This is a genomic window from Corynebacterium humireducens NBRC 106098 = DSM 45392 (assembly GCF_000819445.1).
GTDB lineage: Bacteria > Actinomycetota > Actinomycetes > Mycobacteriales > Mycobacteriaceae > Corynebacterium > Corynebacterium humireducens.
Map to the genome: position 1 here is coordinate 1518207 of NZ_CP005286.1, position 24363 is coordinate 1542569.

At 68.5% G+C, this 24363-nt stretch carries 24 protein-coding genes, 7 tRNA genes and 1 pseudogene; 14 read left to right on the plus strand and 18 right to left on the minus strand.

All coding sequences use genetic code 11. From position 1 onward, the window contains the following. Window positions 1–75 precede the first annotated feature (75 nt). Window positions 76–1335 carry a DUF2029 domain-containing protein gene (locus B842_RS07550; RefSeq protein ID WP_156119472.1) on the plus strand — a complete coding sequence of 420 codons (1260 nt, stop codon included), beginning with the start codon at window positions 76–78 and terminating at the stop codon, window positions 1333–1335. Here B842_RS07550 and B842_RS07555 read toward each other — a convergent pair. The 11 genes and pseudogenes from B842_RS07555 to B842_RS07600 form a co-directional block, all read right to left on the minus strand. Beyond that, window positions 1250–1735 carry a hypothetical protein gene (locus tag B842_RS07555; RefSeq protein ID WP_245631346.1) on the minus strand — a complete coding sequence of 162 codons (486 nt, stop codon included), beginning with the start codon at window positions 1733–1735 and terminating at the stop codon, window positions 1250–1252. The genes B842_RS07550 and B842_RS07555 overlap by 86 nt on opposite strands. Before the next feature lie 36 nt (window positions 1736–1771). Next, window positions 1772–2218, minus strand: coding sequence for a hypothetical protein (locus B842_RS07560; RefSeq protein ID WP_040085976.1), 447 nt, complete (start codon window positions 2216–2218; stop codon window positions 1772–1774). Further along, on the minus strand, window positions 2215–3288 hold the full coding sequence (locus tag B842_RS07565) for a glycosyltransferase family 4 protein (protein ID WP_040087444.1): 1074 nt from the start codon (window positions 3286–3288) through the stop codon (window positions 2215–2217). Before B842_RS07565 ends, B842_RS07560 begins: the two co-directional genes overlap by 4 nt. Before the next feature lie 8 nt (window positions 3289–3296). Continuing rightward, the gene (locus B842_RS07570; protein ID WP_040085977.1) at window positions 3297–4166 is read right to left on the minus strand and encodes a phosphatidylinositol mannoside acyltransferase; all 870 of its coding nucleotides are present in this window, start codon (window positions 4164–4166) and stop codon (window positions 3297–3299) included. Then, window positions 4163–4831: a phosphatidylinositol phosphate synthase gene (gene pgsA / locus B842_RS07575; protein WP_040085978.1), complete on the minus strand. Its 669-nt coding sequence runs from the start codon at window positions 4829–4831 to the stop codon at window positions 4163–4165. The genes B842_RS07570 and pgsA overlap by 4 nt, the downstream gene beginning before the upstream one ends. Then, entirely contained in the window at window positions 4824–5381 is a 558-nt protein-coding gene (locus tag B842_RS07580; RefSeq protein WP_040085979.1) for an ATP adenylyltransferase, read from the minus strand. The genes pgsA and B842_RS07580 overlap by 8 nt, the downstream gene beginning before the upstream one ends. Next, a complete protein-coding gene (gene thrS / locus B842_RS07585; RefSeq protein WP_082028405.1) occupies window positions 5362–7419 on the minus strand; it encodes a threonine--tRNA ligase in 2058 nt (685 codons plus the stop codon). The genes B842_RS07580 and thrS overlap by 20 nt, the downstream gene beginning before the upstream one ends. After that, window positions 7413–7481, minus strand: a pseudogene (locus tag B842_RS14140) (hypothetical protein); the annotation flags it as partial. The gene thrS and the pseudogene B842_RS14140, both read right to left, overlap by 7 nt. A gap of 172 nt (window positions 7482–7653) precedes the next feature. Further along, window positions 7654–8889, minus strand: a complete 1236-nt coding sequence (locus tag B842_RS07590) for a Dyp-type peroxidase (protein WP_040085980.1) — start codon at window positions 8887–8889, stop codon at window positions 7654–7656. A 35-nt stretch (window positions 8890–8924) separates the two neighbouring features. Then, window positions 8925–9542 carry a copper chaperone PCu(A)C gene (locus B842_RS07595; protein ID WP_040085981.1) on the minus strand — a complete coding sequence of 206 codons (618 nt, stop codon included), beginning with the start codon at window positions 9540–9542 and terminating at the stop codon, window positions 8925–8927. A gap of 3 nt (window positions 9543–9545) precedes the next feature. Continuing rightward, on the minus strand, window positions 9546–10115 hold the full coding sequence (locus B842_RS07600; protein ID WP_052437814.1) for a copper resistance CopC family protein: 570 nt from the start codon (window positions 10113–10115) through the stop codon (window positions 9546–9548). Window positions 10116–10692: 577 nt separating this feature from the next. On the opposite strand from B842_RS07600, the gene B842_RS07605 reads away from it, so the two are divergent. After that, window positions 10693–11883: an IS1249 family transposase gene (locus tag B842_RS07605; protein ID WP_040084484.1), complete on the plus strand. Its 1191-nt coding sequence runs from the start codon at window positions 10693–10695 to the stop codon at window positions 11881–11883. A 113-nt stretch (window positions 11884–11996) separates the two neighbouring features. Here the strand turns inward: B842_RS07605 and B842_RS07610 are convergent. Next, a tRNA-Val gene (locus B842_RS07610) sits at window positions 11997–12071 on the minus strand. 225 nt (window positions 12072–12296) lie between these two features. Here B842_RS07610 and B842_RS07615 point away from each other — a divergent pair. The 9 genes from B842_RS07615 (at window position 12297) to msrB (ending at window position 15295) form a co-directional block, all read left to right on the plus strand. Then, window positions 12297–12369, plus strand: a tRNA-Gly gene (locus B842_RS07615). Between the two features lie 36 nt (window positions 12370–12405). Then, a tRNA-Val gene (locus tag B842_RS07620) sits at window positions 12406–12477 on the plus strand. 23 nt (window positions 12478–12500) lie between these two features. Next, window positions 12501–12573, plus strand: a tRNA-Gly gene (locus B842_RS07625). 43 nt (window positions 12574–12616) lie between these two features. Further along, window positions 12617–12687, plus strand: a tRNA-Cys gene (locus tag B842_RS07630). 13 nt (window positions 12688–12700) lie between these two features. Then, window positions 12701–12772: transfer RNA gene (locus B842_RS07635), tRNA-Val, on the plus strand. A 23-nt stretch (window positions 12773–12795) separates the two neighbouring features. Further along, window positions 12796–12868, plus strand: a tRNA-Gly gene (locus B842_RS07640). Between the two features lie 46 nt (window positions 12869–12914). After that, the gene (locus B842_RS07645; protein WP_281178862.1) at window positions 12915–13658 is read left to right on the plus strand and encodes a pyrimidine reductase family protein; all 744 of its coding nucleotides are present in this window, start codon (window positions 12915–12917) and stop codon (window positions 13656–13658) included. A 10-nt stretch (window positions 13659–13668) separates the two neighbouring features. After that, window positions 13669–14949, plus strand: a complete 1281-nt coding sequence (locus B842_RS07650; protein ID WP_082028407.1) for a glycosyltransferase family 87 protein — start codon at window positions 13669–13671, stop codon at window positions 14947–14949. Further along, window positions 14894–15295, plus strand: a complete 402-nt coding sequence (msrB, locus tag B842_RS07655; RefSeq protein WP_040085983.1) for a peptide-methionine (R)-S-oxide reductase MsrB — start codon at window positions 14894–14896, stop codon at window positions 15293–15295. The genes B842_RS07650 and msrB overlap by 56 nt, the downstream gene beginning before the upstream one ends. Before the next feature lie 53 nt (window positions 15296–15348). Here msrB and hemQ read toward each other — a convergent pair whose 3' ends face one another. After that, window positions 15349–16017, minus strand: a complete 669-nt coding sequence (gene hemQ, locus B842_RS07660) for a hydrogen peroxide-dependent heme synthase (protein WP_346190135.1) — start codon at window positions 16015–16017, stop codon at window positions 15349–15351. Window positions 16018–16169: 152 nt separating this feature from the next. On the opposite strand from hemQ, the gene B842_RS07665 reads away from it, so the two are divergent. Continuing rightward, window positions 16170–16808, plus strand: coding sequence for a DUF3000 domain-containing protein (locus B842_RS07665; protein WP_040085985.1), 639 nt, complete (start codon window positions 16170–16172; stop codon window positions 16806–16808). Window positions 16809–16831: 23 nt separating this feature from the next. Next, a complete protein-coding gene (locus B842_RS07670; protein WP_040085986.1) occupies window positions 16832–18034 on the plus strand; it encodes an HRDC domain-containing protein in 1203 nt (400 codons plus the stop codon). On the opposite strand, the gene B842_RS07675 is transcribed toward B842_RS07670, so the two are convergent. The 5 genes from B842_RS07675 to dut form a co-directional block, all read right to left on the minus strand. After that, a complete protein-coding gene (locus tag B842_RS07675) occupies window positions 18031–19155 on the minus strand; it encodes an HNH endonuclease signature motif containing protein (RefSeq protein WP_156119473.1) in 1125 nt (374 codons plus the stop codon). The two genes, B842_RS07670 and B842_RS07675, sit on opposite strands and share 4 nt — an antisense overlap. 113 nt (window positions 19156–19268) lie before the next feature. Further along, window positions 19269–21164, minus strand: coding sequence for a 1-deoxy-D-xylulose-5-phosphate synthase (dxs, locus tag B842_RS07680; protein ID WP_040085987.1), 1896 nt, complete (start codon window positions 21162–21164; stop codon window positions 19269–19271). A 76-nt stretch (window positions 21165–21240) separates the two neighbouring features. Beyond that, window positions 21241–22428 carry a class I SAM-dependent RNA methyltransferase gene (locus tag B842_RS07685; protein ID WP_040085988.1) on the minus strand — a complete coding sequence of 396 codons (1188 nt, stop codon included), beginning with the start codon at window positions 22426–22428 and terminating at the stop codon, window positions 21241–21243. A 50-nt stretch (window positions 22429–22478) separates the two neighbouring features. Continuing rightward, window positions 22479–23297, minus strand: a complete 819-nt coding sequence (locus tag B842_RS07690) for a DUF3710 domain-containing protein (protein ID WP_082028408.1) — start codon at window positions 23295–23297, stop codon at window positions 22479–22481. A 47-nt stretch (window positions 23298–23344) separates the two neighbouring features. After that, entirely contained in the window at window positions 23345–23791 is a 447-nt protein-coding gene (gene dut, locus B842_RS07695; protein WP_211257069.1) for a dUTP diphosphatase, read from the minus strand. A 45-nt stretch (window positions 23792–23836) separates the two neighbouring features. On the opposite strand from dut, the gene B842_RS07700 reads away from it, so the two are divergent. Then, window positions 23837–24361: a DUF3093 domain-containing protein gene (locus B842_RS07700; protein ID WP_040085990.1), complete on the plus strand. Its 525-nt coding sequence runs from the start codon at window positions 23837–23839 to the stop codon at window positions 24359–24361. Window positions 24362–24363: the final 2 nt, after the last annotated feature.

Below are 24363 nucleotides of genomic sequence, written 5' to 3' on the forward strand. Positions count from 1 at the left end.
CCCGAAACCTTATGCGTCCGCGCCACCCGCGTACCAATCACCCCGCTCTTTCGATTCTGGGAATAGGATCGTCGCGTGCACAGAACGCGCTCTGTTCCGGCGGTGTGGCTCGGGTGGATCGTCTCCCGGCTGGTGCTGCTGCGTCTCATTCTCGCCGAGCCGATGCCCTTCGGCGACGTCCGCTACTACCACAGCGGAATCAGCGGGGCGGACCCGACCGCCCTCCTGGAGTACCCGGACGCCGGCGTGTGGCCGGTGCGCCTGCTGGGGTGGGTGACGGGCCTGGAGGGCGTGCCGTTCGTGGTCGGGTTCGTCCTCATGAACGTGCTTGTCGACGCCGCCGTGCTCGCCCTCCTGCTCCTGCGCGGCGGGCAGCGCCGCGTCCTCGCCGCCTGGTTCTGGGTCCTCTTCGGCCTGGCGACGGGCCACGTGCTGTGGCTGCGCCTCGACCTGTTCCCCGGGGTCCTCGTGGCGGGGGCGGCGGCGCTGCTGTTCACCCGCCCGGCGGTGGGTGCCGCGGTGCTGGCGGCGGCGACCGCGGTGAAGCTGTGGCCGGGGGTGCTGGCCGCCGGCCTGGTGGGCGGGCTCCGACGGTCCGGCACGTGGGTGCGGGTGGGTTCCTTCGCCCTCGCGCTGGTGGCGTTGGCGGCAGTGACGTGGATGACCTCGGGACCGGGCAGGCTGCTCAGCCCGCTGACCTACCAGGAGGACCGGGGACTCCAGATCGAGTCGGTGGCGGCCACGCCCTTCCTCCTCCGGGCCCACGGGGACCCGGGGGCGTACGTGGTGGACTACGCGGCGTCGAGAAGCTATGAGATCCACGGGCCGGGCACGGACCTGGCCGTGCGCGTGGCGGATGTCGCGCTGTACGCGGTGCTCGCCCTCGCCCTCGGGTGGGCGGTGTGGCAGCTGCGCGCCGACCGGTGGCGGCCGCGGGTGGCGGTGGCGTTCCTGCTGCTGCTCGTCCTGCTGCTCATGGTGACCAACAAGGTGTTCTCACCGCAGTACCTCGTGTGGGTGGGTCCGCTGCTGGCGGTGTGCCTGGCGGTGGCGCGCTCCCGCCTGGTGCTGCTGCTGGCCGCGCTGTCCGTCCTGACGGCCGCGCTCGGGCTCTACGTGTACCCGTACCACTACGACGAGCTGCTGGCCTCCCCCGGCAGCGTGGAGATCGCGGTGCTGGCGGCACGCAACCTCCTCGTCGTGCTGATGACGGCCCTGACGGCCCTGTGGCTGTCCCGGGAGGTGCGGCTCAGCGGGACACCAGCGCCGGGCGTTCCGGCGCGGGGGCGCAGCCGTCGAGCTTCGTCCGCCACTTCCACACCACGGCGGCGGTGAGCGCCACCAGGGAGATCACCGCCAGGTAGGGCTGCGCCGGGGCCCAGACGCCCATCGCGCCGGAGGTGCCCAGGATGAGCAGCACGATCTTGTTGCACACCGGACAGGCGACCGCGAACCACGCGGCGAACACGCTCACCGACATGAGGGTGCCCCGTTCGGCGGGACGTTCCTCCGGCACCGCGCAGGCGGCGTCCTCCGTGCGGCCGATGCTGAACCAGGCGCCGGTGAGCAGCGCCGTGGCGCCGAGCACCGGGTACTCCCACCAGCGGACCGGCACCTCCCGCCCGAAGAGCGGGGTGGGGATGATGTCGGAGGGGATGCCGATGAGCAGCAGCGTGCCCAGGGCGGCGAGCACCCCGTAGAGGGGCAGGATCCTTCGTCCACGCCAGGTTGTCATGGCCCCCATCGTGCCAATACCCCTCAGGGTATGCAACTAGGTGCGGTACTCGAAGAACTCGGGCAACGGGGCCGTCCCCCCGAGGCGCAGCGCCCTGACCAGCGGACGCAGGCGCAGGGCGCGGGTGTCCGCGACCGCGTCATTGTAGAACCGGTGGGCCAGCTGGACCCGCACCTCGGCGTCGACCAGCTGCGCCGGCGGCTCCCCCTCCCGGCGGGCCAGGGCCGCCGAGAGATCCCGCTCCCGGGCGATGCGTTCCTCGATGGCACCGTGGGCCAGCGGGCGTTCCTCCGCCGCGCAGGCCAGCTCGCGGACCTCCGGCAGCAGCGCCGCCGCCACCGCCACCCGCCGGTCCAGGGCGGCCTGCAGGGCGGCCAGGGCGGCGTCGGTACGGATGTGCAGCCGGTTGAGCCGCTGCGCCGTGAAGTAGGCCCACAGCACGACCGAGGTGACGAGCACCGCCAGCAGGATCCACCAGATCACCGCGCCACCCCCACGACCGAGCCGTCGGCGACCGTCTCGTAGACGGTCAGCACGTCCGAGGCGACCGTGTCCCAGTCGTAGCGACGCGCCCGTTCCTCCCCCGCGGCGATGAGGCGGGCCCGCAGCGCGGGGTCGTCGAGGAGCCGGCGCAGGCTCTCCGCCAGCGCGTCGACGGAACCCACCGGGAAGAGCACCCCGGCCTCCCCCGCCACCGCGGCGAAGGCCTCGAGATCACTGGCCACGACCGCGCACCCCGCCGCCATCGCCTCCACGAGCACGATGCCGAAGCTCTCGCCGCCGGTGTTCGGCGCGACGTAGATGTCGGCCCGGCCCAGGATCGCCGCCTTCTCCTCCTCGGAGACCCGTCCCACGAAGTCGACGCCCGGCACCTCCCGCGCGCGCCCGCCGCCGATGACGGTGACCTTCACCTCACGGTCCAGCCGTTCCAGGGCCGCCAGGAGGATGTCGAGCCCCTTGCGGGGTTCGTCGAGACGCCCGAGGAAGACGATCTCCGGGACCGCGCCGGGCGCGGTGCGGGCCGCCGCGAATCGGGCGGTGTCGACCCCGTTGGGGATGAGCACCGGGTCGCCGCCGAGCTGCTCGACCTGCCAGCGCCGCGCCATCTCGGACACGGCGATGCCGCCGCGGATCTTCTCCAGCGCCGGCCGCAGCAGCGGACGGGCCAGCTGCAGCATCAGCGAGCCCGAGCTGGAGGCGTGGTACGTGGCCACGACCGGCCCCTGCGCCATCCACAGCGCCGCCATGGAGTAGCTGGGCGAGTTCGGCTCGTGGACGTGCAGGACGTCGAAACGCCCCTGTGTGATGAACTCCCGCACCCGCGCCCGCACCGCCGGACCGAAGGACAGGCGCGCCACGGAACCGTTGTAGCGGATGGGCACGCTCCGCCCGCCGCGGGTGACGAAGTCGGGGACCTCCGTACTCTCCGACGCCGGTCCCAGCACCTCCACGTGGTGTCCGCGGGCGATGAGCACCTGCGCCAGGTCAAGGATATGGGCTTGAACTCCGCCGGGTTCATCGAAGGAGTAGGGGCAGACGATGCCGATGCGCATCCCCACCGTCACCCCCTCCGGTCCACGGGCCACTGCGGCTGCAGCATGTGCCAGTCCTCCGGGTGCCGCCGGATGTTGGCGGCGAAGGCGTCCGCGACACGCTGGACGGTGTCCCCGAGCGTGTCGACGACCACCTCCTCCGACACCGACATCCCCCAGCCGTCGGCACCCTCGAACCAGCAGTGGACCACGTGCAGGGCCGCCCCCGTCTCCAGGGCGAGCTGGGCGCTGCCCCGCGGCATCGAGGTCCGCTCGCCGAAGAACTCGACGGGCACCCCCGTGCCGCGCAGGTCCCGCTCCCCCAGCAGCGCCACGACGCCACCGGCCCGCAGCACCTCCCGGAGCCGCTCGAAGGGCGGCTGCTCTCCCCCGGTGTGCGGCAGCACCTCGAAACCGAGGGACTCGCGGTACTCCACGAAGGCCCGGAAGAGCACCTCCGGCCGCACCCGCTCCGCGACGGTGGTGAACTGCCCGTGGTAACGGGTCAGGAAGAGCCCCGCCATGTCCCAGTTGCCGGAGTGCGGCAGGGTGAGCACCACCCCGCGCCCCGAGGCCAGGGAGGCGTCGATGTGCTCCCGCCCCTCGAGACCGGCGAGGAGGCGGTCGTGGAGCGTGGGGTCGTCGAGAAGCGAGGTGAGGCGGAACGCCTCCCGCCAGTAGCGGGCGTAGGAACGGACGGACGCGCGGACCAGCTCCGCCGTCACGTTCTCCGCCCCCACGACGCGCGTGAGGTTGCGGCGGAGCATCTCCATGCCCCGGCCCTCATCGGAGACCAGGTCGGCGCCCCTGTCGAAGAGCCACGCGACCAGCTGCTCCGGAAGATGACGGACCAGCCGCCAGCCGGCCAGGTAGCCCAGGGCCGCCGGATCGAGGGTCATCGGGCGCCGGCCCCCTGCGGATCGGAGTCACGGGTACCGGGCGGCGGGGCGATGTGGTCGAGCGCCTCCGGGTTCCGGGAGGCGGTGAACAGCCGCTGGACGACGGTGAACACCGAGCCGAAGGCCAGGGCCCAGAGGGCCGTCTCGATGGCGAAGGGCACGCCCAGGCCCTCCAGGCCGACGCCCACCAGGGCGATGATGAGGCGCTCGGGGCGCTCGACGAGACCGCCGACGATGGTGAAACCGCTGGCCTCGCCGCGCGCCTTGACGTACGAGGTCACCTGCGAGGCGATGAGCACGACAAACGCCGCGACGACCAGCGCCGGATAGGCATTGTCGACGAAGACGAGCCACCAGATGATCGAGGCGAAGAGCACGCCGTCGGTCACCCTGTCGCACGTCGCGTCGAGGGTGGCGCCGAACTTCGTGCCCCCGCCCCGCAGGCGGGCCATCGTGCCGTCGACGAGGTCGAAGGCGGCGAACAGCCCCGAGGCGACGGCGGCGGCGAACAGGTGCCCGCTCGGGATCAGCAGCAGGGCGATGGCGCTGGTGACGACCGTGCCGATGACCGTCGCCATGTTCGGGGTCAGTCCGACACGCAGCAGCGCCCGCGCCACCGGCTCCACGACGACCGACGCCGGCCTCCGCCCCCGGGTGCTAAGCACCGGAGACCTCCACCCAGGCGTCGGCGAGCAGCTGCCGGGTGTCACGCAGCAGCTGCGGGAGCACCTTCGTGCCGCCGAGGATCGTCATGAAGTTCGCGTCGCCCGACCAGCGCGGCACGATGTGCATGTGGATGTGGTTGCCCACCGACCCGCCCGACGCCTTGCCCAGGTTGAAGCCGACGTTGATGCCCTCCGGGTTCGACACCTTCTTCAGCGTCTTCACCGCGGTGGTGACGAAGCCCATGAGCTCCGTCATCTCCTCCGCCGTGAGGTCCTCCAGGTCCGCGGTCTTGCGGTACGGGATGACCATCATGTGCCCGGCGTTGTACGGGTACAGGTTGAGGATCGCGTAGACCAGCTCACCCCGGGCGACGATGAGGGCGTCCTCGTCGGACATCTTCGGCGCCTCGATGAACGGGTCGGCGGGTGCCCCGGACCCCACCGCCGGACGCTTCTTGATGTAGCTCATCCGGTAGGGGGCCCACAGGCGGGTCAGCGAGTCGTCCTCGCCGACGCCCGTGTCGGTCCAGTTACTGTCGGCGGGCTGCAAGGGCTGCCTCGCTCGGCTGCTCGTTGACGCGGTCCCGGACCCAGGCCTCAATCAGCTCGACGGCCTCGGCCACCGGCACGCCGTTGACCTGCGTGCCGTCCAGGAAACGGAAGCTCACAGCGTCAGCCTCGACGTCGCGGGCACCGGCCAGCAGCATGAACGGGATCTTGCCGGTCGTGTGGTTGCGGATCTTCTTCTGCATGCGGTCGTCCGAGGTGTCCACCTCGGCGCGGATGCCACGCCTGCGCAGCTCGGCGGTGACAGCCTCCAGGTGCGGCGCGAAATCATCCGCGACCGGGATGCCCATCACCTGGTGCGGGGCCAGCCACGCCGGGAAGGCGCCGGCGTAGTGCTCGAGGAGCACGCCGAAGAAACGCTCGATGGAGCCGAAGAGCGCACGGTGGATCATGATCGGGCGCTTCTTGGAGCCGTCCGGGGCGGTGTACTCGAGGTCGAAACGCTCCGGCAGGTTGAAGTCCAGCTGGACGGTGGACATCTGCCAGGTACGGCCGATGGCGTCCTTGGCCTGGACGGAGATCTTCGGGCCGTAGAACGCGGCGCCCTCCGGGTCCGGCACCAGGTGCAGGCCCGACTTGTCGGCCACCCGCTGCAGGATGTCGGTGGAACGCTCCCAGATCTCGTCGGAACCGACGGACTTCTTCGGGTCCCGGGTGGACAGCTCCAGGTAGAAGTCGTCCAGGCCGTAGTCCTGCAGCAGCGAGATGATGAAGTCGAGGACCGTGGTCAGCTCCTGCTCGAGCTGGTCCTCGGTGCAGTAGATGTGCGCGTCGTCCTGGGTGAAACCGCGGGCGCGGGTCAGTCCGTGGACGACACCGGACTTCTCGTAGCGGTAGACCGTGCCGAACTCGAACAGACGCAGCGGCAGCTCACGGTAGGAACGGCCCCGGGAGGCGAAGATGAGGTTGTGCATCGGGCAGTTCATCGGCTTGGCGTAGTAGTCCTGCGCCGGCTTGGTGACGTTGCCCTCCTCGTCCGTCTCACCGTCGAGCTGCATCGGGGGGAACATGCCCTCCGCGTAGAAGTCCAGGTGGCCGGACTTCTCGAACAGGTCACCCTTGGTGATGTGCGGGGTGTTGACGAAGGAGTAGCCGCCCGCGATGTGCTGACGACGCGAGTGCTCCTCCATCTCCATGCGGATGGTCGCACCGTTGGGGTGGAACACCGGGAAACCGGAGCCGATCTCGTCCGGGAAGGAGAACAGGTCCAGCTCGGCTCCCAGGCGACGGTGGTCACGCTTCTCGGCCTCGGCCAGCATGTGCTGGTACGCGTCGAGGGACTCCTTGTCCTCCCAGGCGGTGCCGTAGATGCGCTGCAGGCCGGCGTTGTCCTGGTTGCCGCGCCAGTAGGCGGCGGAGGAGCGGGTGATGGCGAATGCCGGGATGTAGCGGGTCGTGGGCACGTGCGGGCCACGGCACATGTCCGACCACTCGACCTCACCCGTGCGCGGGTTGATGTTGTCGTAGGCGGTCAGCTCGCCGGCGCCGATCTCGGTGGCCTCGTCGGAGTCCGGGTCGATGTTGCCCTTGTCGGCGACGAGCTCCAGCTTGAAGGGCTCGTCGGCAAGCTCCTCGGCGGCGGCCTCGGTGGAGGCGTAGGTGCGGCGCTCGAACTTCTGGCCCGACTTGATGATCTTCTTCATGCGACGCTCGATCGCCTTGAGGTCCTCCGGGGTGAAGGGCTCGGCGACCTGGAAGTCGTAGTAGAAGCCGTTGTCGATGGCCGGGCCGATGCCCAGCTTCGTGCCCGGGAACTCGGCCTGGACGGCCTGGGCGAGGACGTGAGCGCAGGAGTGACGGATGACGCCGCGCCCCTCCTCGGAGCTGGCCGGCACGGGCGTGAACTCCGCGTCGGTCTCCGGGGTGTGGGACAGGTCGCGGAGGTTGCCCTCCGCATCCTTGACGACGACGACGGCGTCCGGGCCCTTGTTCGGCAGATCCAGCTCCCGCATCGCGGTGCCGACGGGGGTGCCGGCCGGGACCGTGAACGAGGGGAATGCGGGGGCGGTGGTGTTCACCATGAGTGTGCTGCGCTCCTTAACTTGCGCTCACGCAGGCGGCGGCATACCTGGCCGCTGCCTGCTCGACATGTCGGGCACGGCTGCGATCCCCGGCGGGGCGCAGTCGCTTCGGCAACATACTACCCCGCCCGGTCACGGGTTCCTGCAGTGGCGTGGAACCGCGTCCTGAACAGCGGAAAGGCGCGGCACGGGGACCACCAATGTCCCGTGCCGCGCCCGGTTCTCGCGGGGGCGTCAGGCCTCGAGGAGGCGCTGCGCCCAGTAGGCGTCGCCGGTCGAGCCGTCCTCGCTGGTTCCCGGCGGGATCCAGTAGACGGCCGAGCCGATGTGCGTGATCCACTCGTTGAGGCGGTCGGCCTCGTCGAGACGCTTCTGGATCGGGTCGTACTGCAGGAGCGGATCCTTCTGGAAGCACAGGAACACCAGGCCCGAGTTGGACAGCTGTTCGCTGCCGGGCTCCGGGGCGATGTCGTAGTTGTAGGCACGACGCTTGATGCGCTGCTCCGGGTGTCCCTCCGCCGGTTTGGCGCGGAAGACATGGCTCTGCTGGTCGATGACCGGCAGGCCGAACTTGTCCGTGGCCGTGAAGTCCGGTTCGTCGAACTCGTCCTCACCGGTCAGCGGGGCGCCGGTGTCGAGCTTCCGGCCCATGGCCTCCTCACGGGAGGGGCGGTCGAGCATCTCCCAGGTGTCCATGTTCATGTTGATGCGGCGCACGACCATCGAGGTCGAGCCCTGCATCCACTCCGGGGCGCCGTCGGCGATCCACACCTGCTCGTTGAACTCCTCCTCCGAGCGGGGGTTGACGGTGCCGTCCACCTGGCCGAAGAGGTTGCGCGGGGTCTCCCCCGGCTTGTGCGCGCCGTAGGCACGCAGGAATCCCTGCTGCATCCAGAACACCCGTGCGTAGTCCATGCCGGAACGCACGAGGTGACGGGTGGCGTGCGCGAGCATGATGGGATCGTCGGAACAGATCTGGACGACCAGATCCGTCTGACCCCACCGGTCCTCGAGCTGGTCCAGCTTGTACTCGGGAAGTGGCTGCAGCCACTCAGGCCGCTTGTCGACGGCGTCGATCACCTCGAACACCCGCGGGCCGAATCCACACGTGATGGTGAGGTTCGACGGCGCGACCACGAGCTCCGGCTCCAGGCTGCCCAGCGGGGTCTCGCCGGTGCACAGGCGCCGGGAGTCCTCCGACCAGGACCGCATGAGACGGGCCACCGCTCCCCTGTCGACACCGTCGACCAGGTTGAAGCCGACGAGGTTGAGGTTGGCCTGGGCGGGCGTGGAGATACCCGCCTGGCGCTCCCCGTCGAAGGGGACGATGGCGTCGTAGAGCCGGGTGTCCGCGGCGGCGGTCATCTTCGCCGCTGCCCTGTCCTGCGGGGTGGCGCAGGCCGCCAAGGCAGCACCACCCGCCGTGACGGACAGTCCGGTGAGGAACCCGCGACGGGACAAAGCTGACATGTCTGTTATTCCACTTCCTGGGTAGTGTGCTGGATCTAGTTCTCGGACTCGGACTCAGCGTCGTCCATCTGGCCCATCTGGTGGCCCTGGAGGGAGCCGTCGGAGTTGTAGCTCTCCTCGCCGGAGGCGATGGTGCGGACCGGGAGGTCCTTGACCTCCTGGGTGGAGCCGTCGCCGAACTCGATGATGATGTCGATGGTGTCGCCGGCCTCGATCGGCTCGTTGTAGTCCATGATCATCATGTGGTCGCCGCCCGGCTTGAGCTCGTACTCCTCGCCTGCCGGCAGGACGAAGCCACCCGGCTTCATCTGCATGACGCCGTCGACGACCTCGTGGAGCTCGTAGGTCGGAGCACCGAGGTTGGAGGTGAATCCGACGACGTTGATGTCCTCGTCGCTGTTGTTGGTGAAGATGCCGAAGATACCGGTCATGTCCTTCTCAGCCGGCTTGGACTTGACGAAGCCCTCGGTGAAGGTGACCCACTCGGCGTTCTCGCCCTCGCCGACGACGTCGGTGGCCGTGGTGGTGGCGGTGGTCTCGGCCGCGGTGGTGGCGGTCGTGGTGGTGTCAGCGTCACCGTTGTCGGAGCAGCCGGCGAGCGCGAGAGCGGAGACAGCGAGAACAGAAAGTGCGATACGGCCTCGGGTGAACATAATTTACTCCTGGGTGTTTTTCTGGCCCCGGGCGATCACCATGACGATGACGCCGAGGATGGCGAGTATGCCCACTCCTGCGAGGATCCACGTGAGCGGATTCTGCAGCATTCCGGTGTCCTCCGACGCCTCGGACGCGGCATCCGCGGTCGACTCGGCGGCAGTGGAAGCCGCGTCGCGCTCACCGGCCACCGTGAAGGTGGTCATACCGCGCGTCGAGTGACCGTCGGAGGACGTGATCTGGAAACCGATGCGGTAGTCACCGGGCCCCGGGTTCACGTCGGCCGGCACCTCGATGCTGACCATGCGCCCGTCGATGGACGGCGGACCGGAGAAGAGGATCTCCCCGGAATTGATGTCCGAGATGGCGAAGGTGTTGAAGTCCAGCTTCACGTAACCGGAGAACTCCAGCTCGATGACCTCCGGAAACTCATCGACCACATCCCCGTTGTCGGGGTTGCCGCCGATGACCAGGTCATGAGCCGGGGAAACCGGGGCAGCCAGAACCAGCAGGCCGGCGGTTGCGGCCGCCGCCGTGAGGTTCCGGAGCTTACGGAATCGGGACTGCGTCACAGAGTGCTTCACCTTCGTTCGGATCATGATCAGGGCATACGATACCCACACTGCGCGGGCATCAACAGAGCTGTCGGAGTGGCGTCGGACATAGTTCCCGGGGGTACTTTCCATGACACGGATCTCCGGCAATTCCACAGATGGCTGTCACATCACGCAACACATGGGCCTGCGAATATATTCCCGACCAGGCGAAACTGTGATGTAAAGCACCCGCGCCCATCAAAGGGTTGAATCCCATACCCTCCTTGGGTATGGGTCGCCGCAGCGCTTCCCGACGCCCGGAAAAGCAGAAGACCCCCGGCCGACTGCTGTCGACCGGGGGTCTCCCGGGTGGTGGCCCCAGCCGGGCTCGAACCGAGACCCGCCACTGTCCGGCAAGCCCACAAAATCCCACCCCAGGTCCCACGCAGCCGCGACCACGAGGGTTAAGCACTAAAAAGTGTGTCCGTGACTCTGCGTAGCCCCAGCACAGTGCCACTAAACCGGGGTTTAATAGCTCCCGAACAGCTATTTCCCGCACGTTAACCCACCCCGGTGCCGCCTTCTGCTAGGCCCGCTCGATTGGCTGTAAGCGGTGACCACAAACCGACCCCGCTGCCCCGTATGCAGCCACACCACCAAGAAAAACGGCACCACCAGCAAAGGCACCACCCGCTGGCGCTGCACCGACTGCGGACACTCCTTTGTCCGCACCACCCAGCACGACCACCCCCACGCCGCCACCATGCGGACCTTCATCACCTGGGTCACCGGCACACAATCCCTGACGGCCCTGGCCGAACACCACGGCCGCCACCGCAACACCCTCAGCCGTCGGATGTCCTGGTGCTGGTGGATCATCCCACCCTCAGCAGTCGACCCGCACCGCATCCACGACCAGATCTTCCTCGATGCCACCTTCCTGGCCAGCGGCTGCCTGCTCATCGCCGCCAGCCGCACCCACATCATCAACTGGACCTGGGCACGCACAGAAACCACCGCCGCCTACCGGGAACTGATCAGCCCGATCCCCGCACCATTGATGGCTGTCATCGATGGTGGCCAAGGCGCCGCCTCCGCGATCACCTCCACATGGCCGACCACAATCATCCAACGGTGTCTGGTCCACGCCCAACGAGTTGTCCGCCGCCACACCACCAGCCGGCCACGCACCGACGCAGGGAAAACCATCTACCGTCTGGCCCTGCAGCTGACCCGGATCACCACCCTGGACCAGGCCGCCGAATGGACCGCGCACCTCCAGCAGTTCGGTGCCGTCTACCAGGACTGGCTCAACCAGAAGACCACCGTCCAGGACCCGGTGACCCGTCAGTACAAGCAGGTGTTCACCCATCCACGGGTCCGTGCCGCCTATCATTCGCTGCTGTCGTTGTACCGGCGGAAACTGCTGTTCAACTACCTCCAACCACCTGCCGGGGCCGTGGACCCGGACAGGTTCGCCCCGACCACCAACGTCCTGGAGGGCGGGTTCAACGCACCGGTCAAAGAGCTCGCCCGTCGCCACCGCGGACTGTCGCGTCCCCATCAACGCACCGTCATTGACTGGTGGCTGTACCTGAAGACACAAACTCCTGACGATCCAGTAGCGATCGCCAGGAGTCAGTCCTGGGGCCAAGTCGCACTTTCCACGGCGCAGGACTTGGTCAACCACGAAAACACCCGCCCCGACATAAACGGAATCGGTGCCCCTGCAGGCTACGACACTGCGATTGATTCCAGCTACCAGCACTCCATGGGCATCCAGCAAGGATGGATAGGCCGCTGACCCGCCTCGTCTGGCCCAGACGACACGCCCGGGCCAGACACACTTTTTGGTGCTTAACCCGACCACGAGCCCTGAAAACAGAAAAAACCCCCAGGCGACCGGGGGTTTTCACGTGGTGGTCCTAGCTGGGTTCGAACCAGCGACCTTTCCGGTGTGAACGGAACGCTCTTCCACTGAGCCATAGGACCTTGTGCGATAAGGAACCTTACACGGAGAGGCACAGTTAGACCTAATCCGCAGGTCACGCCACTTTCCGGCCCTCTCGACGCCCGCCGGACCGTCAGCGAATGACATCGACGTAATTTCGAGACCTTCCGGCAGCCCGGAACCATGCCCCGACCTGGCGATTTGTGTTCTGACGGCGGATGAGGATAAAGTTTTGACTCGCACCACGGCAACAGCCACGGTGCAGTGCGGATGTAGCGCAGTTGGTAGCGCATCACCTTGCCAAGGTGAGGGTCGCGAGTTCGAGTCTCGTCATCCGCTCTCATTTCACCGGGCCAATCGGTATGAAATGAACCCGCGCGATTAGCTCAGCGGGAGAGCGCTTCCCTGACACGGAAGAGGTCACTGGTTCAATCCCAGTATCGCGCACAGAGACCCACAAGGTCTCGATTGCGGATGTAGCGCAGTTGGTAGCGCATCACCTTGCCAAGGTGAGGGTCGCGAGTTCGAGTCTCGTCATCCGCTCTGGTACCTTCTCACCAAGGTACCCCTGAGGCGGCAACGCCACGGTGGAATGGCCGAGTGGTGAGGCAACGGTCTGCAAAACCGTGCACACGGGTTCGATTCCCGTTTCCACCTCTGGTTAGATCCTGCGCGATTAGCTCAGCGGGAGAGCGCTTCCCTGACACGGAAGAGGTCACTGGTTCAATCCCAGTATCGCGCACAGAGACCCACAAGGTCTCGATTGCGGATGTAGCGCAGTTGGTAGCGCATCACCTTGCCAAGGTGAGGGTCGCGAGTTCGAGTCTCGTCATCCGCTCAAGGCAGAAGGGCCGGTCCATCAGGACCGGCCCTTTTTCGCACGCTTGTCGACGCCCTCCGCCTACCCTGGTGACATGATCACAGACATCATCGGTCCGCTGCTTCCCCCCACGGAGCCGGAGCTGCGTGCCATCTTCATCACCTCCCTCAACGGTTCCATCACCGTCGACGGCCGTTCCGGGGCCCTCGGCAACGACACCGACCGCGCCCTGCTGCTGGCGATGCGCGACTGGTCGGACGTGGTCCTCGCCGGTGCCCACACCGTCACCGCCGAGAACTACGGAGGCGTGGTCACCTCGCCGGAGGTCTCGGCCGCCCGTGTCGCAGAGGGTCGTCCGCCGGTCCCCCGCCTGGCGGTGGTCACCCGCAGTCTCCGCCTGGATCCGGAGTCCCGTTTCTTCCGGGAGGCCACCACTCCCCCACTCGTGCTCATCCCCGGGTCCTCCTTCACCGACCCGGATCTCGCTGCACAGCGGGACCGTCTCACGGCCGCCGGCGCGGAGATCCACTCCACCGGAGACGGCAGTCCCGCGGAGATCGTCCGCGTGCTGCACGGCCTGGGGCTTCCCCGCATCTCCTGCGAGGGCGGGCCGGCGCTCTTCTCCGAGGTCCTGCGGGCCGGACTCGTGGACGTGCTGCACCTGACGGTCGCGCCGGTGATCCACGCGCCCGTCGAGAAGCAGCTGGCACACGACGTGCACACCCGCTTCACCCTCGACCGTCACCTCGCCACCGACGACGGCACGCTGTTCCTCCGCCTCCGCAGGCCGGGCGCGGGGCTGCGGTAATGTCGTCGGCGTGACTTCGCCGACGACCCGACTCGAGAACCTGTGGGTTGCCCGCACCCCGCTGACCGACACGACGCATTCCCGCCGCACCCCCGTCGACCGCATCGGCCGGCTCGTCGCCTGGCCGCTGGCCGTCGTGCTGGTGCTGCACCGGATCTTCGTGCTCGCGCTCAACGGCTCGGTCACCGACGACTTCACCACCGTCTACTCGGCGGTCCGCCGCTCGCTGGAGGGCGTGCCGGTCTACAACGAGGTGTACCACCACGTCGACCCGCACTACCTGTACAACCCGGGGGCCACGCTGCTGCTCTCCCCGTTGGGCTGGCTCACCGAGCCCGACGCCGCGCGCACGGCGTTCATCATCGTCAACGCGGCCGCCGTCATCGCCGCCCTGGGGATGCTCACGCGGATGTTCGGCTACTCGCTGCGCTCCCTGGTGTGGCCTGTGGCCGTCGTCATCGCCTTCCTCACGGAGGCGGTGCGCAACACGCTCATCTTCTCCAACATCAACGGGCTGCTGCTCCTCGCGCTGGTCGCCTACCTGGCGCTGCTCCTGCGGGGGCGCGGCTGGCTGGCCGGCCTGGTGATCGGGCTGGCGATCCTCATCAAGCCGCAGTTCGCGCCGCTGCTGTTCCTGCCCGCCGTGAAACTCGACTGGCGCACCGTCCTCGGCGGCGTCACCGTCCCCGTCGTGTTCAACCTGGTGGCCTGGCCGCTCGTCCCCGGGGCCTCCGAGTACCTGACCAACCTGGTCCCCTACCTCAGCGAGGTCCGCGACTACGCCAACTCCTCCCTCGCGGGCGCCGCCATCTACTTCGGTATGCCGCCCCTCCTCGAGAACGCCCTGTGGCTGCTCTTCGCCGCGGTCGTCGGCGTCGGCGTCATCGTGCTGCTGCGCTGGCGCTACACCGACCCCCTGCTGTGGGCGACCACCACGACGGGCCTGCTCATGACCGGCGTGTTCTTCCTGTCCTCCCTGGGGCAGATGTACTACTCGATGATGCTGTTCCCCATGATGTTCACCGTCCTGCAGCGCACCAGCGTGTTCCACACCTGGCCCGCCTGGCTCGCGGCGTACCTCTTCCTCACCCCGGACTCCTTCCACTCCTGGCGCGAGCCGGACCTGTCCCGCTGGATGGACTTCTTCCACCCGACCCTCGGCTGGGCGACGATGCTCGTCGTCATCACCACCTGCGCCGTGGTCTGGTGGCGCGCCGAATCAGTAGAATCGTCACATGACCGACTTCAAGCTGATCAGCGACGACGAATGGCGCCGGCGACTCACCCCTGAGGAGTTCCACGTCCTCCGGCGGGCCGGCACTGAACCGCCCTACGTCGGCGAGTACACCGACACGAAGACCGAGGGCGTCTACTCCTGCCGCGCCTGCGGCACCGAGCTCTTCCGCTCCACCGAGAAGTTCGACTCCCACTGCGGCTGGCCCTCCTTCTTCTCCCCCCTCGCCGGGGACCGCGTCATCGAACGACGCGACACCTCCCACGGCATGGTCCGCGTCGAGGTGCTGTGCGCCGCCTGCGAGTCCCACCTGGGTCACGTCTTCGAGGGCGAGGGCTACGACACGCCCACGGACCTACGCTACTGCATCAACTCGATCGCCCTGACCCTCGAGGAGGAGTAGGAACGCAAGAACGCCCCGCCGGCAGGAGCTGGCGGGGCGTCGTCACGCGGTGCCTACGGGAGGATCTCGACGACCTCACCGATGTCGGCGACACGACGGCCGGAGAAGAACGGGGTCTCCTCACGCACGTGCAGACGGGCGTCCGTGTAGCGCATCTGGTGCATCAGGTCAACGATGCGGTCCAGCTTCGGCCCCTCGAAGGCGAGCATCCACTCGTAGTCGCCGAGCGCGAACGCCGGGACGGTGTTGGCGCGGACGTCCGGGAAGTCGCGGGCGGCCTGGCCGTGCTCGGCGAGGATGCGGCGACGCTCCTTCGGGTCGAGGAGGTACCACTCGTAGGAACGCACGAACGGGTACACGGTGATCCAGGCCTCGGCCTCCTCACCCATGATGAACGACGGCAGGTGCGAGCGGTTGAACTCGGCCGGACGGTGCAGACCGGTGCCGATCCACGCGGCCTCGAGGAGCTGGCCGAGGACGGTGGTGCGTCGGAAAGCCTGGTAGGCGGCCTGCAGATCCTCGAACTCCTCCGCGTGCCACCAGATCATCAGGTCGGCCTCGGCGTTGATGCCCGCGATGTCGTAGATACCGCGGACGACGACCTTCCCGCCGTCGGCGAGGGTGTCGAAGAAGGCACGGGCCTCGGCGATGATCTCGTCACGCTCGGTGCCCAGGGCACCCGGGATGGCACGGAAGGTGACGAACTGGGTGTAGCGCTGCATGCTGTTGAGTTCGTCGAAGTTCAGTTTGCTCACGAAGATCCTCTTTCTGCGGTTGGGGGCGATGCCATCCATCATAAGTTGGAGTGACCCACGGAGGGCAACCCACGGCGCGCCTCCGCCTCAACAGGTGCACGCGTGGTTAATTTGATGACGTGTTCACCCCAGACTCTCCCGAGACCCCGACGCCGCTCAACCGCGCCACCGCGGGCAGGGGCGCCACCTTCGGTGCCGATGACGAGACCGGAACCCCGGCCGTGTTCACCCGCGCCGTCGAATCGATGCACAGGGCCGAACTGCGCCCCGAGATCACGCTCGGCACGATCCGTCCGCCGCAGCGCCTGGCCCCGTTCAGCCACGCCATCGGCCTCGAGGTCGAACGATCGTGGGACGAGGCCGCCGCCTACGGCGACGCCTTCGGCAGGCTCATCCTCCTCCATGACCCCGGTGCCGACGAGGCCTGGGAGGGTGCCATGCGCCTCGTCGCCTACATCCAGGCCGACATGGACCACGAGGTCGCGGCCGACCCGCTGCTTCCCGACGTCGCCTGGCAGTGGCTCAACGAAGGCCTCGCCGGGGCCGGCGCCGACCACACCAACCTCGGCGGCACCGTCACCGCCACCGCCTCCGTCCGCTTCGGCGAGATCGGCGGCCCGCCGCGTGCCCACCAGCTCGAGATGCGCGCGTCGTGGACCGCCTCCGAGCTCGACCTGGCCCCGCACGTCCTGGCGTTCTCGCGGGTGCTGGCCAACGTCGCCGGACTGCCCCCGGAGGGTGTCGCCCGCCTGGGCTGAGCCTGGTTTAAGCTGGGGGGACCATGGCTCCACTGATCTCTCCCCGCGACGGCATCCCCCGCGTGCTCTCCACGCCGGCGGATTTCACCGCCGCGGCCGCCGCCCTCGCCGACGGGCAGGGCCCCGTGGCGATCGACACGGAACGCGCCTCCGGCTTCCGTTACGACGACCGCGCCTTCCTCGTCCAGGTCCGCCGCCGCGACGTCGGCACCTTCCTCCTCGACCCGGAGGGACACCGCCCCGAGTTCACCGCCGCGCTGGCCCCGGCCCTCAACGGCCTCGACTGGATCATCCACGCCGCCCCCTCCGACCTGCCGTCCCTGGCCTGGTTGGGCCTCTACCCCGGCACCCTCTTCGACACGGAGCTCGCCGGCCGCCTCGCCGGCTTCGACCACGTCAACCTCGCCGCCATGACGGAGATGCTTCTCGACGTCCACCTGGCCAAGGGCCACGGCGCCGAGGACTGGTCCCAGCGTCCCCTGCCCGCCGACTGGCTCGCCTACGCCGCCCTCGACGTGGAACTGCTCCTGGAACTAGGCGACACGATGGCCGAGATACTCGACCACCAGGGCAAGCTCGAGTGGGCCTCCCAGGAGTTCGAGCACATCCGGCGCACCCACGCCACCATCACCGGCCCCACGGAAACCACGTGGCGCGATGTGAAGGGCATCTCCACCCTCGGCCGCCCCGAGCAGCTGGCCGTGGCCCGGGAACTGTGGATGACGCGCGAGTCCATCGCCGTCGCCGAGGACCTCGCCGTCGGCCGGGTCCTGCCGAACAAGGTCCTCATCGAGGTCGCCCGCACGCTCCCCCGCACCGGCCGTGACCTGGCCCGCGTGAAGGGCTTCCCGGCCCGTCGCCGCTCCGCGGTGAGCTTCTGGGGCGAGGTCGTCGAGCGTGCCCTCACGTCGAACCCCCGCACCTGGCCGAAGCGCGAACGCCCGCCCCGCGGTCTGCCCTCCAGGCAGGCATGGTCCAACGAGTACCCGGACTCCTACGCCCGCTACTCCGCCGCCCGCGACACGATCGACGAACTGTCGGCGGAGCTGGAGATCCCCACCGAGAACATCCTGCGTCCGGCCACGCTGCGCGAGGTCGCGTGGGCGGCGACGAACGGTCGCGAAATCCGCTCCCCTCTCGAGCTGCCCGACATGCTGCGGGCCCACGACGCGCGGGAGTGGCAGATCGACCTGACGTACCCGATCCTGCAGGACGCCCTGTTCTAGTTGTTGATCAACGCCATGGCGGAGAGTTGCCGTATCGGGTGAATGTTGCTCCGTGTTGGCCCACCATCCGGAGGCAGATGCACCACCCCACCAGGCCGGCGCTCCAGGCGTCCATTCCGGGGTGGGGCATTCGGATCATCGTCATTGCGCGCGTTATGTACCGCGCACGCCATCGACAGGTTCTCGATGTTGGTCTCCCCACCCTGCTCCCAGGCGATCAGATGATGTACCTGGCACTGACTCGCCGGGGTCGTACACCCCGGGTGCGGGCACAGGATCGTCTCCGCTGCCAGCAGCATCCGCTGCTTCCAGGTGGCGACACGCTCCTCCCGGTACATGTTCACCCCACCGGAGACCGGGTCGTACAGACCCACCACCCCGACAGTGGCCATCTCCCGGGCCACCAGCTCCGCCCCGGTGATGGTGGTGCCGTCGGTGAGGGCGAAAATCGTCTCATCACCCTCCTGCCGCAGCAGCTTCGCATAATCCGGTAACCCGATGACCACGTGCGGGACCGGGGTGACCGGACCGGTCACCCCCGCCCCGCCGGCCAGCAGGGCGTCGAACATCGCCTGCTCATACGACAAGCGTGGATCGGCTCGTCGTAGTTCCTGGGCTTTGGTGTGCAGGTCCCCGAGGAAAGCGGCCATGAGGTGTTCCGGGCCGGTGAACGTGGCGGTGCGCAGGCCCCAGGCGTCGGTGTTCTTCCCACCCTTGAGGGACCTGCCCCCGTAGGCCTTCTTCTCCGCGTCCTCCACCCCACGGTTGTAGGCACGCACCCGGGCGGCGGCCGCCTGATCAATCTCGGCAACCGTGCCTCGCAGGGCGCACAACTCGACACGCAGTTCCCAGGGGGACACGGCAGCACCCGACAGGAGGCGGCGGGTGTTCTTCTCCACCACCCCCAGAGCATCCAGAGACAACCCTTCGGCCGCCGACCTAGCAGCACGTTGCAGCTTCCGGTGACGGGTCGGCCCGAAGTAGATCCCGGCCAGCTTCTGCCAGGCCCCCGCGTCCCGGAAACCCAACCCTGACAGCGCAACGACGTCGACCGTGCCGGTCGCTAACGCCTCCAGCACGGGGATGGCCCGCAGGGCCTCAAACGCCGACATCAGGTTCATGCCCCGCACGCTAAACGCCCGACAGGCACACGTCGACACGCCGACCGCAAGGCCTGTGGACAACACCTAGTTATCCACAGAAAAACCGCTCCCGGAGGAACGGCGCTTGACAATCAGTCCTCGACGAGCCCCTCGAGCCAGCCGCTGATCGAGGCGAGGATGCCGTCGTGGTCGAGACCGACCTCGGCGAGCAGCTCGGAACGGGAGCTGTGCATCGGGAAAAGGGACGGGAAGCCGAGGCGGCGCAGCGGGGTGTCCACCTCGGCGGCGGAGAGCACCTCGGAGAGCAGGGAGCCGACGCCGCCGCGGACGATGCCGTCCTCGATGACGACGACGAGGTCGTGGTCGTCGGCAAGTCCCACCAGGGAGGCCGGGACGGGGACGATCCAGCGCGGGTCGACGACGGTGACGTTGACGCCGAGGGCCTCGAGGGAGGCCGCCACCTCGAGGGCCACTCCCGCGAAGGAGCCGACGGCGACGAGCAGCACGTCGAGGCCGTCCTCGGTGGCGTCGCTGTAGTGGAGCATGTCCACGCCGTCCTCGAGCTGCATGAGCGCGGGGACCTCGGTGGGCAGGGCGCCCTTGGGGTAGCGGACGACGGTGGGGCCGTCGGTGATGTCGAGGGCGGCGTCGAAAAGCTCCTTGAGCTGGGCGCCGTCGCGGGGGGCGGCGATCCGGATGCCGGGGACGATGCTGCTGAGCGCCATGTCCCAGACGCCGTTGTGGGAGGCGCCGTCGGGGCCGGTGACGCCGGAGCGGTCGAGGACGAAGGTGACGGGGAGGCCGAGGAGGCCGACGTCCATGAGCATCTGGTCGAAGGCGCGGTTGAGGAACGTCGAGTAGATCGCCACGACGGGGTGCATGCCGGCCAGTGCCAGGCCGGCCGCCGAGGTGACGGCGTGCTGCTCGGCGATGCCGACGTCGAAGAAGCGGTCCGGGAACTTCTCGGAGAAGGGTGCCAGTCCGGTGGGGCCGGCCATGGCGGCGGTGATGGCGACGATGTCGTCGCGTCGTTCCGCGGCGTCCAGGACGGCGTCGGTGAACACGCTGGTCCAGTCCGGCTTGGACTGGCTGAGGGCCACGCCGGTGAGGGGGTCGATGACGCCGGTGGCGTGCATCTGGTCGGCGATGTCGTTGACCGCGGGGGCGTAGCCGTGACCCTTCTCGGTGACGGCGTGGACGATGATCGGGCCGTCGTAGTTGCGTGCGTAGGTCAGTGCGTGGAGCAGCGACTTCAGGTCGTGGCCCTTGACGGGGCCGACGTACTTCATGTCGAGCTCGGGGAACATCTCGGTCGGGATGATGTGGGACTTCACGCCCTCCTTCACCGCCGAGAGCGCCTCGAAGGTCCGCTCCCCGACCCAGCCCATCGACTTCAGGGTCTTCTTGCCGTGCTCCATGAACTCGTCGTAGGAGCGCTCCATGCGCAGACGTGCGAGGTTGTCGGCGAAGCCGCCGATGGTCGGTGAGTAGGAGCGGCCGTTGTCGTTGACCACGATCACGACGTTGCGGTCGTGGCCGGAGGCGATGTTGTTGAGTGCCTCCCAGCACATGCCGCCGGTGAGGGCACCGTCTCCCACGACGGCGACGACCTTGCGTTCGCTGCGGCCGGTGAGCTGGAAGGCCTTGGCCATGCCGTCCGCGTAGGACAGGGCGGCGGAGGCGTGGGAGGACTCGGTCCAGTCGTGCTCGGACTCGTTGCGGGCGGTGTACCCGGAGATGCCGCCGCGCTGCCGGAGGGTGTCGAAGGCGTCGGCACGGCCGGTGAGGATCTTGTGCACGTAGGACTGGTGCGAGGTGTCGAAGATGATCGGGTCCTCGGGGGACTCGAAGATGCGGTGCAGGGCGATCGTCAGCTCGACGACGCCGAGGTTGGGGCCGAGGTGCCCGCCGGTCGCGGACACCTTCTCCACGAGCAGCTGCCGGATCTCGTCCGCCAGGGCCTCAAGCTGTGCCACATCGAGGCGCCTGAGATCGGCGGGCGAGGACAGTCCACTGAGAATACCCATCGTTGTCTGCTCGACTCCTTCAACCTTGTCCGACCGGGGTTCCGATCATCTTACCCGGACAGTCATCTGCCCCGAATCAGCGTGTCAGTTCCGCCATGACCTCGAAGTGGTGCGTGCCGGGGAAAGCGTTGAGCACCGCCAGACGCTTCAGGCGGTAGCCCTGCTCCCCCCACGCGGCGACGTCCCGCGAGAAGGTCGCGGGATCGCAGCCGACATGGATGACGCGCTCCGGGTTCTGCTTCGCGACGCCCGCCACCACATCATCCCCCGCGCCCGTGCGCGGCGGGTCCAGCACGACGACACGCGGCGCCGGCAGGTTGCCGATCGCCTTCTCCACCATCCGGTTGTGCTTCTCGACGACGTACCCCTCCAGCGACTCCTGCGTCAGCTTCGCCGCCGCCTGCGAGTAGTCGACGGAGTGGATGACGGCCCCCTCGCCGAGGGAGTCGGCCAGGGCGGGCACGAACAGGCCGACGCCGCCGTAGAGGTCCCAGCCGACGGCGGGCGTGCCGTCGGCCGGACCCAGGTCGGCGAGCCACTCCCGCACGAGCCCGGTGTAGGCGTCGGGGGCGGCGCTGTGGGCCTGCCAGAAGGCGGTGGCCGGGAAGCGGAACGTGTGGTCGTCGGCACGCTCGGTGACGGTGCCGGAACCCTCCAGCACCTGCTGGACCTTCTCCACGCGACGACCGCGCGGCGCGCGGCGGGACTCCACGACGTGACGCTCACCCGTCGAGTCCAGGACGGCGACGATCTCGGCGCCGGGGGTGTACGTGGCCTCGAGGAGACCGTCCAGCAGACCCGGCACCACCTGGGTGCAGGCCACGGGGATGATCTCGTGGGAGTTCCGCGCCCGGAAACCCGCGCGCCCCTGCTTGTCGACGCCCAGGCGCACCCGCGTGCGCCACCCACGTACCGGCTCCAGGGGGTGGAGCTCCGGGGTCGGCGGCTCCGCCACCCTGCCGAGGCGGGTGAGCTGCCCCTGCAGGATGTCGGCCTTCAGCTGCGTCTCCGCGGCCGGATCCAGATCACCGAAGTCGCAGCAGCCGGCGCCGGCGGCAGCCGCCGGGCAGGCCTGGGCGACGCGCAGCGGACCGGGGGTGGTCACGCTGACGACCTCGGCGCGGGCGAAGCGCTTCTTGTCCTGCGTGATGGACACCTCGACGACGTCGCCGGGGTACGCGCCGCGCACGAAGACGACCCGCCCGTCCAGCTCGGCGATGCCCTCGCCGCCGTGTGCCATGCGGGTGATCTCGAGTTCGGTCACAGAAGTGCTCCTTGGTGGTTGAGAAGTGGGGAGTCAGACGTTACACGCCGCTACTTCTCGGTCGTCTCGGTGGCGGACCCGTCCTCCAGGTCACGCAGGGCGGCGGCGGTGTCGTCGATCGCCTGCTCCTCGGTGTCCTGCTGGGTCTGCTGGGCCTGTGCCTCGCGCATCTGGGTGGCGCGCTGCTCCATCGCCTGCTGCACCTGGGACACCAGCTGCTGCGGCAGGACGACCGGCAGGGAGTTGCCGGCCAGGATCGGGTCGTCGCCACGGTAGACGAAGGTGCGGGCCGTGACCTCGCGGGCGAGGTCCCGCATGCCCTCCTCCTTGCCGTTCGGGGCGGTGGTGGTCATGCGGAGCATCCAGCGCGGCCCCTCGACGCCGATGACACGGATCATGCCGTGCTCCCCCGTGCCGACGACCTCGGGCCCCCAGGGGCCCTGCTCGACCTCCACGGTGAGGCCGTCCGCGGTCATGCCCTGGACGATCTGCTCGCTCGCCTCGGCCCACTGGCCCGCGGAGGTCGGGGCGGCGAAGGCGACGGGGGTGATCCGGCCGAACTCGGTGACGATGTGGACCATCTTCGGTCCCTGCTCGCCCATCTCGACCTGCACCTGGGAGGTCTTCGGCAGCGGGATACGCAGCGATCCGAGGTCGAGGACGCCGAGCGAGAAGTCGCTGAAGTCGAACTCCCCGATGTTGACGGTGTCACCGTCGAAGGGGCCGGTGTCACCGGTCGCGGCCTCCGGCTCCTCCTCCGCCGGGACCTCCGGGGTCGGCTCCTCGTAGGTGGACTGGGCCTCCTCTACCTCCCCGTCGTCGGTCTCGTGCGGCTGGTCCTGCTTCTTGCCGAATGGCCACAGTGCCATGAGTCATCGTCTCCTTGAGGTTGTGTTTCGGCCCACTGTACTAGCGGCTAATGAACGCCGGTGGACCCGTGCCCACCCGCTCCCCGCTCGGTGGCGTCGAGTTCGTCGACCTCCACGAAGTCCACGAGCTCGACGCGCTGGATCACGAGCTGCGCGATCCGCATGCCGCGGGTGATCTCGATCGGGGTGTGCGGGTCCAGGTTGATGAGGGACACCTTGATCTCCCCGCGGTAGTCCGCGTCGACGGTGCCGGGCGCGTTGACGATGCTCAGCCCCTGCTTCGCGGCCAGCCCGGAACGCGGGTGGATGAGGCCGACGGTGCCCAGCGGCAGGGCCAGGGCGATGCCCGTGCCGACGAGCTGCCGCTCCCCCGGCGCCAGGGTCACGTCGGTGGTCGCGTAGAGGTCGACGCCGGCGTCACCCCGGTGGGCGCGGGCGGGAAGGGGCAGGTCCTTGTCCAGTCGGGTGATGCGGACCGGGCTGTATTCACTCATGTACGTCACGGGCACCAATCTACCCATGGGTTAGAGTGGTGAATCGTGAGTGACACCGGTTCTGCTTCTGCCTCCCCCGTCCGCACGCTCTACCGTGAGCGTCAGTGGGTACCGCTCTACTGGTGGTTCCTGGCGGCCTTCCTCGTGGTGCTGACGTCGATGCAGCTCTACCACAACCGCACCATCATGTGGCTGATCGTGCCGCTGGTCGTCCTGTCGGCGATCGCGGTGTGGGTGCTGCTGAGCTGGTCGTCCACGGTGCTCACGGTCGAGCAGGATCCCGACGGCACGCGGTGGCTGTCGGTGAAGTCCGCGAACCTCCCCCACACCGTGGTGTCCCGCTCCCTGGCCGTCCCCGCGACGGCGAAGCGCAACGCGATGGGCCGTCAGCTCGACCCGGCCGCCTTCGTGGCGTCGCATGGGTGGATCCACGAGATGGTGATGCTGGTCCTCGACGACCCGGAGGACCCCACCCCCTACTGGCTGGTGAGCACCCGCAACCCGGAGGAGGTGCTCCGGGCGTTCCTGCCGGAGCAGACCGACACCTCGCTGGCACACCTCGAGCGCTGAGG